The organism is Pantoea sp. E956-1 (assembly GCF_982223955.1).
On record NZ_CEUYZP010000001.1, the window covers coordinates 1,213,804 to 1,226,263 of the forward strand.

Annotated in this window: 13 protein-coding genes; 2 read left to right on the forward strand and 11 right to left on the reverse strand. The window is 56.8% G+C overall.

The window, feature by feature from the left end:
* Positions 1–6: 6 nt before the first annotated feature.
* From AC0T7J_RS05800 to prmB, 6 genes are read right to left on the reverse strand one after another with little or no spacing between them, the layout of a single operon-like run.
* Positions 7–291: a YfcL family protein gene (locus tag AC0T7J_RS05800; protein ID WP_003854283.1), complete on the reverse strand. Its 285-nt coding sequence runs from the start codon at positions 289–291 to the stop codon at positions 7–9.
* 32 nt (positions 292–323) lie between these two features.
* The gene (locus AC0T7J_RS05805) at positions 324–869 is read right to left on the reverse strand and encodes an elongation factor P hydroxylase (RefSeq protein WP_003854284.1); all 546 of its coding nucleotides are present in this window, start codon (positions 867–869) and stop codon (positions 324–326) included.
* Positions 870–888: 19 nt separating this feature from the next.
* Entirely contained in the window at positions 889–1,692 is an 804-nt protein-coding gene (locus tag AC0T7J_RS05810; protein WP_473792760.1) for a sulfite exporter TauE/SafE family protein, read from the reverse strand.
* 8 nt (positions 1,693–1,700) lie between these two features.
* Positions 1,701–2,525, reverse strand: a complete 825-nt coding sequence (gene mepA / locus AC0T7J_RS05815; RefSeq protein WP_010257953.1) for a penicillin-insensitive murein endopeptidase — start codon at positions 2,523–2,525, stop codon at positions 1,701–1,703.
* Positions 2,526–2,529: 4 nt separating this feature from the next.
* Positions 2,530–3,615, reverse strand: a complete 1,086-nt coding sequence (aroC, locus tag AC0T7J_RS05820) for a chorismate synthase (protein WP_473792762.1) — start codon at positions 3,613–3,615, stop codon at positions 2,530–2,532.
* 45 nt (positions 3,616–3,660) lie between these two features.
* Positions 3,661–4,593 (reverse strand): 50S ribosomal protein L3 N(5)-glutamine methyltransferase, encoded by a 933-nt coding sequence (gene prmB, locus AC0T7J_RS05825; RefSeq protein WP_039388414.1) that lies wholly within the window; start codon positions 4,591–4,593, stop codon positions 3,661–3,663.
* A 159-nt stretch (positions 4,594–4,752) separates the two neighbouring features.
* Between prmB and smrB the strand changes: the two genes are divergently transcribed.
* The gene (gene smrB, locus AC0T7J_RS05830; RefSeq protein ID WP_031590577.1) at positions 4,753–5,301 is read left to right on the forward strand and encodes an endonuclease SmrB; all 549 of its coding nucleotides are present in this window, start codon (positions 4,753–4,755) and stop codon (positions 5,299–5,301) included.
* 31 nt (positions 5,302–5,332) lie between these two features.
* Here smrB and sixA read toward each other — a convergent pair whose 3' ends face one another.
* From sixA to AC0T7J_RS05850, 4 genes are all read right to left on the reverse strand, one after another.
* Positions 5,333–5,815, reverse strand: coding sequence for a phosphohistidine phosphatase SixA (gene sixA / locus AC0T7J_RS05835; protein WP_010257941.1), 483 nt, complete (start codon positions 5,813–5,815; stop codon positions 5,333–5,335).
* Between the two features lie 224 nt (positions 5,816–6,039).
* Complete coding sequence (gene fadJ, locus AC0T7J_RS05840) at positions 6,040–8,136, reverse strand: fatty acid oxidation complex subunit alpha FadJ (protein WP_473792765.1); 2,097 nt, start codon at positions 8,134–8,136, stop codon at positions 6,040–6,042.
* Complete coding sequence (fadI, locus tag AC0T7J_RS05845; RefSeq protein WP_473792767.1) at positions 8,136–9,446, reverse strand: acetyl-CoA C-acyltransferase FadI; 1,311 nt, start codon at positions 9,444–9,446, stop codon at positions 8,136–8,138. Before fadI ends, fadJ begins: the two co-directional genes overlap by 1 nt.
* A 158-nt stretch (positions 9,447–9,604) precedes the next feature.
* Positions 9,605–9,901, reverse strand: a complete 297-nt coding sequence (locus tag AC0T7J_RS05850; protein WP_010671435.1) for a YfcZ/YiiS family protein — start codon at positions 9,899–9,901, stop codon at positions 9,605–9,607.
* A gap of 358 nt (positions 9,902–10,259) precedes the next feature.
* On the opposite strand from AC0T7J_RS05850, the gene fadL reads away from it, so the two are divergent.
* A complete protein-coding gene (gene fadL, locus AC0T7J_RS05855; RefSeq protein ID WP_473792769.1) occupies positions 10,260–11,543 on the forward strand; it encodes a long-chain fatty acid transporter FadL in 1,284 nt (427 codons plus the stop codon).
* Between the two features lie 136 nt (positions 11,544–11,679).
* Here fadL and mlaA read toward each other — a convergent pair whose 3' ends face one another.
* On the reverse strand, positions 11,680–12,444 hold the full coding sequence (gene mlaA / locus AC0T7J_RS05860) for a phospholipid-binding lipoprotein MlaA (protein WP_010257927.1): 765 nt from the start codon (positions 12,442–12,444) through the stop codon (positions 11,680–11,682).
* Between the last annotated feature and the right edge of the window lie 16 nt (positions 12,445–12,460).

Consider the following 12,460-nt stretch of genomic DNA (forward strand, 5'->3'; position numbering starts at 1 on the left):
GCACCATTACGCGGAGAGCTGGCGTGCCTGAACAAACAGGTTATCCCACATCCCGACCACTAATGCCTGATCGCGCGGCGAGAGTTCTCCGGCAGCTATGGCATTTTGCAGACTGCGGCTCACCTGAATCTGCAGCGCTTCTGGCGTATGTTCGCCCAGTTGCTCCACTTCAGCGACGGCCAGTGTCAGATGCCCGCGCAGATAACCGCTGGCGAACAGCTCATCGTCACTGGCATGCTCGACCATGTCGTCAATCAGGGCCAGAATACGCGCTTCAAATTCTGCGATCATCTCAATTCCTCTTTTAATAATGCCTTTCTGCATCACAGATCGTCCGGCCAGGGAAACTGCGATGCGGTTAATGAAGGCCTGCCATAAAATTCCGCCAGGGCGGTAATAAAACGCGCGGGACGGTCGGGAATGCCCGACGTCAGATAGCTCATGACCTGAGCATGCACTTTACGCTGGAACGCAATGCGATCCGGCTCACAATCTCCGTCGAGATTGTCACAACTCACGTTGAAGGGAAAGCCTGCCGCCGTACAAAACATCCATTCCAGCGCCTGTGGCTTCACTTCCACCGCTTCAAACTGACTCTGGGTAAGCGCATCGCGGCCATCCGGACAGTACCAGTAGCCAAAATCGACCAGTTTGCGGCGCGCTTCACCGGCGATGCACCAGTGAGAGATCTCATGCAGGGCGCTGGCGTAGAAGCCGTGAGCAAAGACCACACGATTCCACGGCGATTCGGCATCAGCAGGAAGATAGATCGGTTCATCATCGCCTTTAATTAGACGGGTCTGAAATTCATCGCTGAAACAGCGATCAAACAGCGTGATCAGCTGTTCATAATGATGTGTCGGGTTCATGACGGTATCAGGTTTCAGGTTACGATTGCAGCGTGGCAAGCCAGGTCATAACGGCGCTGCCATGGCTGTCCCACAGTAATTTAATGCTCATGACGGCAGACACAATCACCACCATCGGGCGGATCAGCTTCTGTCCGCGGCTCAGCACCAGTCGTGCGCCCAGACGCGCGCCGCAGAAAGCCCCGAGCATCATGATCAGGCCGGTTCCCCACACCACTTTGCCGCCGAACATAAAGAACAGCAGGCTGCCGAGGTTCGAGGTGAAATTGAGGACCTTGGCATGGGCGGTCGCTTTGGCAAGGTTGTAGCCGCAGAGCGTGACGAAAGCCAGCGCATAAAAAGATCCTGCGCCCGGCCCGAAAAAGCCGTCATAGAATCCCACCGCCCCGCCGCCGACCAGTGCATAGGCCACACCATGCAGGCGACGCGCCTGATCCACTTCGCCGAGGCGCGGCATCAGCAGGAACCACAGACCGATAGCGATTAAAAACAGCGGCAGCATCTGGCGCAGGAAATCCGCCTGCAGGCGCTGAATCAGTATCGCGCCCAGCACGGAACCCAGCAGCGTCATGGCGATGTTCAGCCACTGTTCATTCAGCTTGACCGCACCACGCCGGACAAAGTAGAGACTGGCGGAAAACGAGCCGCCCACCGATTGCAGTTTATTGGTCGCCAGCGCCTGTGCAGGAGAGAGGCCCGCCGCCAGCAGCGAAGGTACCGTAAGTAATCCCCCGCCACCCGCGATTGAATCAATAAAACCGGCAAGCATGGCGATTAAAAACAGTAGCCCGACAAGCAGCGGGCTGACCACAAACCAATCCATGGAATCCCTTACAGTAGATGTTTATCCAGCAGGGCCTGACAGGCAGGCGGTAATGGCGGCGGCTCACGTTTCACCGGCGCGCCCGAACCAGGCTGTTTCGGCAGGAACCAGCTCTGCAACTCTGCGCCACAGCCATCGCCAGCAGGCGGTGCAGGCTGATCTTCACAGCCGATACTGCCCGCCGGGCAGCGCAGGCGCACATGCATATGCGCGCGGTGAGCAAACCACGGGCGCACTTTACGCAGCCAGTCACGATCGTTACCTGCATCGGCACAAAGCTGCTTTTTAATCGCCGGATTGACGAAGATCCGTGTCACATCATCATCTTTCGCGGCCAGTTTAATCAGGCTATCAATTTCCGGCTGCCAGTGACGCGCAATCACATTTTTGTCACCCGGCCCGACCAGATCCAGCGGCTGCGGCTTCAGCAGTTGCTGCGCGCTCCAGCGGGTTTTCGGCAGTTGTAGCCAGATATCGACATCCAGCCCGGTCTGATGGCTGGCGTGACCGCTGCTGAAACGTCCGCCTGCTGCCATGCCCATGTCGCCAATCAGCACGTTGCCCAGTTGCAGGTTATGCACCTGCGTACTGAGCCGCTGAATAAACTGAATCAGATCGGGATGACCGAAGTAGCGCCGCTGATCCTGACGCATCACCTGATAGTGCGGTGAATTCAGCGGCAGCGCCTCGGCGCCAACAATACAGCCGTTGGCAAAGCCACCGATTGACTGCGGTGCGCCGGTGATCGGCTGCTGGATGCGTTGCCACGGCGTCGCCGCCAGGCTGGAGGCGCTGATCAACAGCGCACTCAGAGTAAGCAGAAGAGCCTTCATGGCATCACCAGCGCGGTACGGAGCTGTTAACGTCACCGTTCTGCGCCCGCTGGCGCAGCAGATGATCCATCAGGACGATCGCCATCATCGCCTCGGCGATCGGCACTGCGCGGATCCCGACGCAGGGATCGTGGCGGCCTTTAGTGATCATCTCCACTTCTTCGCCGTCGCGGGTAATGGTTTTACCCGGCACGGTGATGCTGGAGGTCGGTTTCATCGCCAGATTGGCGCTGATGGTCTGGCCGCTGCTAATGCCGCCCAGAATGCCCCCGGCGTGGTTGCTCTGGAAACCATCGTGGCGGATCTCGTCACGGTGCTGGCTGCCGCGCTGGTTAACCACCGCAAAGCCGTCACCGATTTCAACGCCTTTAACGGCATTGATGCTCATCAGCGCATGTGCCAGATCGGCATCCAGTCGGTCAAAGACCGGCTCGCCCAGGCCTGGCGGCACGTTATCTGCCATGACCGTAACTTTAGCGCCAATGGAGTCGCCCTCTTTTTTCAGGCCGCGCATCAGTTCATCCAGCGCCTCCAGCTTGTCGGCATCCGGGCAGAAGAACGGATTCTCTTCCACGATGCTCCAGTCTTTCAGTTCACAGGCGATGTCACCAATCTGTGACAGATAGCCACGCACCACCACACCGTGTTTCATCTGCAGGTATTTCTTGGCAATGGCACCGGCTGCCACGCGCATCGCGGTTTCGCGCGCCGACGAGCGTCCACCGCCACGATAGTCACGCTGACCATATTTCTGCTCGTAGGTGTAATCAGCATGGCCCGGACGGAAGAGATCTTTGATAGCGCCGTAATCCTGCGAACGCTGATCGGTGTTTTCAATCAGCAGGCCAATCGAGGTGCCGGTGGTCACACCCTCAAACACACCGGACAAAATTTTCACCTGATCCGGCTCGCGGCGCTGCGTGGTATAGCGCGATGTGCCAGGACGGCGGCGATCGAGGTCATGCTGAATATCCGCTTCGGTCAGCGGAATGCCTGGCGGCACGCCGTCAACGATACAGCCCAGCGCAAGCCCGTGGGACTCGCCAAAGGTCGTTACTCGAAAAAATTGCCCGATGCTGTTTCCGGCCATGCTGTTTCCTTCTCAGGGTTCGGCGGGCGAGGCTTCGCCCCACTTTTAGTCTTTGTAAAAAGAGAAATGGTGTTGTGCGTCGACAATCTGCTGGCGCGTCAGCGTAAAGACGCCGTCACCGCCGTTGTCGAACTCCAGCCAGGTAAAGGGCACATCGGGATACTGCTCGATCATGTGCACCATGCTGTTGCCCACTTCGCAGACCAGAACGCCCTGCTCGCTGAGATAGTCAGGTGCACAGGCCAGAATGCGACGCACCAGCTTCAGGCCGTCGCTGCCTGCCGCCAGCCCCAGCTCTGGTTCGTGGCGATATTCGTTCGGCAGATCATCCATATCTTCCGCATCAACATACGGTGGATTGGTGACGATAAGATCATATTTCAGCGGTGGCAATTCGCGGAACAGGTCAGCGCGAATCGGCGTAACCTGATGAATCAGGCCATGTTCTTCAATGTTCTGCTCGGCAACCGCCAGCGCACCGGTGGAGATATCCACCGCATCCACTTCCGCTTCCGGGAAGGCATAGGCGCAGGCAATCGCGATACAGCCGCTGCCGGTACACATATCCAGAATATGATGGGGTGGTGTGCTGACCAGACCGGCAAAGCGGTTCTCAATCAGTTCGCCAATCGGTGAACGCGGCACCAGCACGCGCTCATCAACAAAGAACTCGTGGCCGCAGAACCAGGCTTTATTGGTCAGATAAGCGACCGGAATGCGCTCGTTGACGCGACGAATGACGCGCTCGACGATCAGAAGACGTTCGCTGGCGGTCAGACGCGCATTGCGCATATCTTCAGGAATATCCAGCGGCAGCCAGAGTGACGGCAGGACCAGTTGAACGGCTTCGTCCCAGGGATTGTCTGTGCCATGTCCGTACCAGATTCCGGCAGCGGAAAAGCGGCTGACCGCCCAGCGCAGCATGTCCTGAATGGTGTGCAGTTCGTTCACTGCCTCATCGACGAAAATTTTGTCCACGTAGCCCTCCGCAGGCCTTTTGCTAAATCGGCCAGTAGTGTGCCATGAAGCCGGGGAGAATTCAGCGCAGCGAGGTGAAAAAGCTGACATTTAATGACGCTTAACGGTAAGGTATCGGCTCTGCTGTGTGACAGCCTTTTCTGAAATGACTGACCTGCCATGAGTAAAAAAACACCATTAAGCCCGGATGACCAGGCGCTGTTTCGCCAGTTAATGACGGGGACGCGCCAGTTAAAACAGGACACGTTTGTCCACAAAGCGCCGGTTAAAACCCGCCAGATCCCGGTAAAGCGTCTGCTTTCAGAGCAGGCGGACAACAGTCATTACTTTTCGGATGAGTTTCAGCCGCTGCTCTCAACGGAAGGTGCCACCCGGTATGTGCGCGCCGATGTCAGCCATTTTGAGCTAAAAAAATTACGTCGCGGCGACTATACGCCAGAGATTTTCCTCGATCTGCACGGCTTAACGCAGCAGCAGGCCAAGCAGGAGCTGGGGGCACTGATCGCCGCCTGCCGCCGTGAACATCTGTTCTGCGCCAGCGTCATGACCGGTCATGGAAAGCATATTCTGAAGCAGCAGACGCCGCTGTGGCTGGCCCAGCATCCGTGGGTGATGGCTTTTCATCAGGCACCCAAAATGTTCGGCGGTGACGCCGCGCTGCTGGTATTGATTGAGATTGAGGAGTGGCAACCGCCTGAATTGCCATAAGAGAAGGGCCGGAATGATCGGCCCACAGACGTCAGATTGCTTTCGCCAGCTTTTTGGGGCTGACCTGCCACAGCAGTTTACCGGCACTCGCCGCGGGATCGAATTCCACGCAGGCAATAGCGGAAGTGGCAAACATTGGCGGTGCTTCCTGCGGGCACAGTTCAGAGACTAAATACCCCACCAACGGTAAATGTGAGATCACCAGAGCCGATTTCACGCCTTCATTCGCCAGGGCCTGCAGATAGCACCCGACCATCTCCGGATCGCCGCCCGGCGTTAATTCCGGCAGAACATCCTGGCTTTCCGGCAGGGGAAAGGCTTCACGCACGGTCGCGAGCGTTTGCTGCGCGCGTAAATAGGGACTCACCAGGACACGCTCAATGTCCGGCGTCTGACTGTTAAGCCAGTTGGCCATCTGACGTGATTCATTGCAGCCACATAAGGTTAAAGGCCTGACTGAATCACTGGCTGCTTCCAGAGCCGCATCGCCGTGACGCATGATAAAAACTTGCATAAAGCACCGCTGTTGTTTGTCGACATCGCCCGACGCGTAGCGCCTGACTCTTCACTCTGCGAATGAACGCTGTGTTTTACCCTAATGGCTTCAGTATAGTCAACCGGTTGTTTATTAAATAAGCACTTCTCAGAATCATGCTGCGCCGCACACTCTGGCGACGCTTTTCTAAGCCGCTGAATCGGATTGGTTATTCCATTTTCAGCAGAAATGTAAAATTTCGTCTATTTTGCAGCCGCCTGAATCAGCGCCTCACAGGGTGTGAATCGTTCGCCATGCTGCTGCGCAAGCCGGGTTAATCTGTTGACCACGTCTGCCGCGCCCACTTTGTCCATGTAGTGGAACGGGCCGCCTAAGAAAGGCGGGAAGCCGATGCCAAACACCGCACCGATATCCCCATCGCGGGCGCAACGAATCACCTGCTCATCAAGACAGCGGGCCGCTTCGTTCAGCATCATCATCACGCAGCGTTCAGCAATCTGCGCGTCACTTTGCCTGATCTGCGGTGAGACGTTCAGCAACGTATACAGCGAGGCGTCCGGTTTTTTACGCTGCCAGCGCGGCTGGTCATAGCGATAAAAGCCCTTGCCGTTTTTACGTCCCTTGCGGCCATCTTTCAGCACCGCATCAAAAGCGGCTGGTGCGGCAAAGCGTTCACCATAAGCCTGATGCAGGATGGGGCTGATTTTGCTGCCAACGTCGATACCGACCTCATCCAGCAACTGAATCGGGCCGACCGGGAAACCAAACTTCACCAGCGCCCGATCAATATGGTCAATCGGTTCGCCCTCCAGCAGGCAGCGCATCGCTTCATTTATATAGGGCGTCAGGATGCGGTTAACATAGAAGCCAGGCTTGTCCGCCACCACAATCGGGGTTTTACCCTGGCTGCGCGCCAGCGCCACAATCGTCACCAGCGTCGCGGTAGAGGTATTCAGATGAGGAATCACCTCCACCAGCGGCATTTTCTCTACCGGACTGAAATAGTGCAGCCCGATGACGTTCTCAGGACGCTGGGCGCCGGCGGCGATCGCCTCAATCGGCAGCGAAGAGGTATTTGAGGCAAACAGCGTGTGGGGCTGACAGTGTGCCTCTACTTCGCTGACCATCTGCTGCTTCAGGGCTAAATCTTCGAATACGGCTTCAATCACCACGTCGCGCTGTGAGAAGCCCTGATAATCGATGCCGCCCGTGATACGTGCCATCTGCTGCTGACGCTGTGCCGGAGTGAGCTGGCGTCGTTTAACTTTTTTGCTCAGCAGTTCCCAGCTAGTTTTCAGCGCATGGTTAACCCCTTCCAGGCTGATATCTTTAATGCGTACCGGCAACCCGGCGTTGATTGCGGTGACGCTGGCGATACCGCCGCCCATCAGGCCGCCGCCGAGGAGACCAACACGCTTAACGGTGCCGGGTTCCGCTTCACCGCCCCGCTCCTTTTTCATGGCCGTAGTCGCGAAAAAGATCCCGCGCAGCGCAACAGATTCTGGCGTCATCGCCAGCTCACCAAAAGCGCGTGCTTCAGCCTCATGCCCGGCCCGACTGCCCTGCTCCAGCCCGATGCGCACCACCTCAATAATGCGTTTTGCCGCCGGATAGTTACCCTGCGTTTTGGCGGCGGTCTGTCGGGTCGCCAGTGCAAACAGCGCCTGACGGCCAACAGGTCCGTGCAACAGACGGTCACGCAGCGGCAGTATTCGTCCGCTAACCTTGCCCTTTTTCACCCGGGCGATGGCGGTCTCCAGCAGAATCGCCTGCGGCACCGCGTCATCGACCACGCCCAGCTTACGAGCCTGTTTCGCCCGCAGGGCTTTGCCGGTCAGAATCAGTGGCAGCGCCTGCTGCACGCCGATTAAGCGTGGCAGCCGCTGAGTGCCGCCAGAGCCTGGCAGTAAGCCGAGCTGCACCTCCGGCAAACCGAGGCGGGTTTTATCATCCAGCGAGCAGATACGGGCATCACAGGCCAGGGCCAGTTCCAGTCCGCCGCCGAGGCAGGCGCCGTGGATCGCCGCGACCACCGGGAACGGCAGCGCGTCAAGCGCAGCCATCACTTCCTGGCCCTGTTTTGCCAGCGCTTCGGCTTCCTGCGCGCTCTTACAGCGGTCAATCATGCTGATGTCTGCGCCCGCGATGAAGTTGTCCGCTTTGCCGGAAATCAGCACCAGGCCAGCCAGTTGCGGATCGCGCCGCGCCTCCGCAATGATGGCGGTGATCTGCCCGGCAAATTCCGCTTTCAGGGTGTTCATCTTCTCACCAGGGACATCGATTGTAATGATGCCGACGTGATCCAGTCGCATCTTCAGATGAAACGCATTCTGCTCCATTATTCGGCCTCCAGAACCATTGCCGTACCCAGGCCGCCTGCCGCACAGGCCGTGACCAGTCCTAATCCGCCACCGCGACGGCGTAATTCATTCAGCGTCTGGGTGATCATGCGCGCGCCCGTGGCGGCAAAAGGATGACCATAGGCGATCGATCCGCCCAGCACGTTAAAGCGCTCTTCATTCACGTCGCCCAGCGCGTGTGGCCGATTCAGCACCTCACGAGCAAAGCGCTCGTCGCGAAACATGTGCAGGTTGCTCAGCGTCTGGGCAGCAAAAGCTTCATGCATATCGATCAGCGTCAGATCGGCAAGGGTTATGCCGGCGCGATCCAGTGCCAGTGGTGAAGCGTAAGCCGGGCCCAGCAGCATATCCTGCTGCACACCAATGGCGGTAAAGGCGTAGCTGCGCAGATAGCCCAGCGGCCTGATGCCCAGTTCGCGGGCGCGGCCCTCGCGCATCAGAATCACTGCCGCCGCGCCGTCGGTGAGAGGCGTGCTGTTGGCTGCGGTAACGCTGCCGTGCTGGCGATCAAATGCCGGACGCAGCCGGGCGTAATCCTCCGCTTTGGCTTTCATCCGCACGTTATTGTCCTGATCGATGGCGCTTTTCCACGGTGGCACAAAGGCAGCCATGACTTCCTGATTCAGTACCCCGGATTGCCAGGCCCTGGCGGCATGCTGATGGGATCGCAGCGCCAGCGCATCCTGTGCTTCGCGAGTGATGCCGTGACTCTTAGCCATCTGCTCTGCGGTGTCGCCCATGCGCAGGCCGGTCGAATACTCCGCCACGGCGGGCGGGACCGGCAGCAGATCACGCGGGCGCAGACGCCGCAGGATTTGCAGTTTTTGACCGACGCTGCGGGCTTTGTTGAGATCCACCAGCGCGCGGGCCAGCGTTTTACTGACCCCAATCGGCAACACCGACGAGGAGTCTGCACCTCCGGCGATACCGGCAGAGATGGTGCCCGCCAGCAGGCTTTCTGCCACATTCGCTACCGCCTGAAAGCTGGTGGCGCAGGCACGGCTGACGCTGTAGGCGTCGGTATCCACACTCAACCCGCTGCTTAAAACAATTTCACGCGCAATATTCGGCGCTTCCGGCATCTGCACCACCTGCCCAAAGACCAGTTGCTCGATCACCTCAGCCGGCAGTTCACTGCGCGCCATTAATTCGTTGACCACCATGCGTCCCAGCTCAATGGCGGGAATGCCATGGAAGCCGGTCGCCTGGCGTAAGAAAGGGGTGCGTAATCCGTGGGTTATTGCGATGCGTTCACCATCACGCGTCAGCAGCGGCTGCGCTTTGCTCATTGTTCTCACCTGTGGCTGGGACTGTGGCATCATTGCCTGAAGAGGTCTGACCTGATCAGTGTTAACCACAAGCGGGTGAGCCGCCAATATCGGAAGGGAAAAAGTGCGAAGGGAAACACGAAAATGAAAAACGCCGCAGTGACGCGGCGTAATGATACTTAACGCAAACCGAGCTGAAAAATCATGGTTTCAGCCTGGCAGCTGAAGGTGAAATCGATATCCAGCTGCACTCCCTGATCCACTTCGCTGAAGCGCGATTCAATCAGACAGGGTTCCGATTCAACTTCGCGGGCACGTTCGGTGAGTTGCGCTAATTTCGCTTCCGCATCGGCACGCTGAGCAAACCATTCTGACCAGCTGGCGGTGCAATCGGTGTTATCCATTACCGTGCCGACATCAACACAACAACAGGCTGCGGTTTCGGTCGCACTGCATTTTTTAATGGCATCAGTCATTTCTTTCTCCAGACCAGCAATGGCATAGGTTGAGCAATTTTATGGACGAAATTTTACCTGCTCGCTGAAAGATGCGCCACGCACCTGTTGCTAAGTGACGAATATCACAATAAAAATTGATCCAGAACAAACTGGAATGGGTATGCTGTCCAGGATCAGGGGCTTTTTGTTATGCAGATCGAATTTTAAGCGATCAAACCTGAAATATTTTAAAAACAATATTGCAACATGCACACAGGTCGGACCTATACTCTCCGCACTGGTCTGATATGTGCGCTTTACATCAGTCCCTACAATCCGCCGTCCTTTGTTACGCGACGTTATAGCGTTAAATAATAATTCACATGAGGTTGTGGTCATGAACCATAAAAACCTGTTTGCAAAGTCAGCCGTGGCGGCTGCAGTGGCGCTTGTTTCTTCCCACGTTTACGCTGCTGGGTTTCAGTTAAATGAATTCTCTTCGATTGGTTTAGGTCGCGCATATTCAGGCGAAGGAGCAATGGGTGATACCGCGGCGTCTGCCAGCCGTAACCCGGCGACAATGGCGTTAATGGATCGCCCGGAATTTTCAATCGGGGCGGTTTATATTGCGCCGGATGTGGATATCAGTGGTCGCAGTCCCAGCGGCCGCAGCCTGGATGCCAATAATATTGCCCCTAATCAGTGGGTACCTAATATTCATTACGTCCAGCCCATCAACGATCAGTGGTGGATTGGCGCATCTGCAACGTCAAACTACGGCTTAGCAACAGAATTTAATAATGGCTACACCGCTGGCGGTTACGGCGGTAAAACTGACCTGATGACCGGCAATTTAAATCTCAGCACCGCTTATCGGTTTAATGAACATTTTAGTGCAGGCATCGGTTTTGATGCGGTTTACGCTAAAGCCAAAATTGAGCGTTATGCCGGTGAGTCAGGCGCAAGGCTGGGGGTTCCGGCTGATACCCAGGTTGCCCATCTGAAAGGCGATGAGTGGGGCTACGGCTGGAATGCCGGCATCCTGTATGAAGTGGATGAAAATAACCGCTTCGGCTTTACCTATCGTTCAGAAGTTAAAATTGATTTCGATGGCGATTACAAAAGTAATCTCTCATCCCGGCTGAATGCGGTGAATAATCCGGAAGTGTCAGGCGTACCTTTTGGCACCAACGGCACCACCGTTCCGGGCGCGTTAACGCTGAATCTGCCAGAGATGTGGGAAGTGTCAGGCTGGCATAAAGTGGCACCGCAGTGGGCAGTTCACTACAGCATGGCGTACACCAGCTGGAGCCAGTTCCAGGAGCTGAAAGCCACTGGCTCTAACGGCCAGACGCTGTTCTATAAAGATGAAAGCTTCCACGACGCCTACCGTATTGCACTGGGCACAACCTATTCCTACGACAAGAACTGGACGTTCCGTACCGGTATTGCATTTGATGACAGCCCGGTTCCGGCCGATAAGCGCTCTATCTCAATCCCGGACCAGGATCGTTTATGGCTGAGTGCCGGTACTTCTTACGCCTTTAACGATGATGCCTCGGTGGATTTAGGCATCTCTTATATGCACGGACAGAAAGTCACGGTGAAAGAAGGTCCTTATACCTTTACCTCTGAAGGCAAGGCCTGGCTCTACGGCGCGAACTTTAACTATAAGTTCTGACTGGCTGGTACGAACAAAAAGGGCGACTCTGGTGAGTCGCCCTTTTTTGTGGCCGTGGATTGCTTAATGGCTCAGGGAGCATACGCCCTGCCCAAAGAGGCATAAACCGCCATCCCTGGCGGCGCAGCGCGGGCGATTACTCGGCGTCAATATCCTTCAGGTCATCCTGAATCGCGGCTGCGTTAGGATTATCTTCCGGCTTGAGCTTGCCGCCGCGCGCCAGGAAGTCGTGACGCTGGAAGTAAGCGTTACGGATAAAGGCGTACGGATCGCTCTGCTGTTTCAGGATTGCATCAGAGTCCAGCAGCTGCGCGCGGGTCTCAATTCCTTCAAGCGTCCATTTACCAATCGACATTGGCCAGGTCAGCCAGCCAAGGATCGGATAAAGCGTATCAACGTAGTCGCCGCCATCCTGACGCACCGTGAAGCTGCCGTATGCAGGCAATTCAACGTAAGGCCCGTAGCCGACGCCATAGTGACCCAGCGTGGTACCGAAACGGTGCGGCTCTTCACGCGCCAGTTCCGGGTTCGCCTTACCGGCAACGTCAATGAAGCCGCCCAGTCCCAGCACGCTGTTCAGGAAGAAACGGGTGAAGTGAATACCTGCATCACGTCCGTTACCGATCAGGATGGCGTTGACCATGCTGGCAGGTTCTTCCAGGTTGCCGAGGAAATTGCTCAGGCCGGTACGTGCCGGCACCGGCACATAATCACGCCAGGCCACAGCGACCGGACGCAATACATACGGATCCAGCACGTTGTAGTTAAAGTTAAACATCGTGCGGTTAAAGCCTTCGAACGGATCGCTGCGCTGAGCAGGATCGCTATTCGCCGGCTTTGAACTGGCACAACCTACCAGAAGGACGCTGGCGACAGCCAGGCTGGTCAGGCGATAATTCATTCCAATCTCCCTGTGC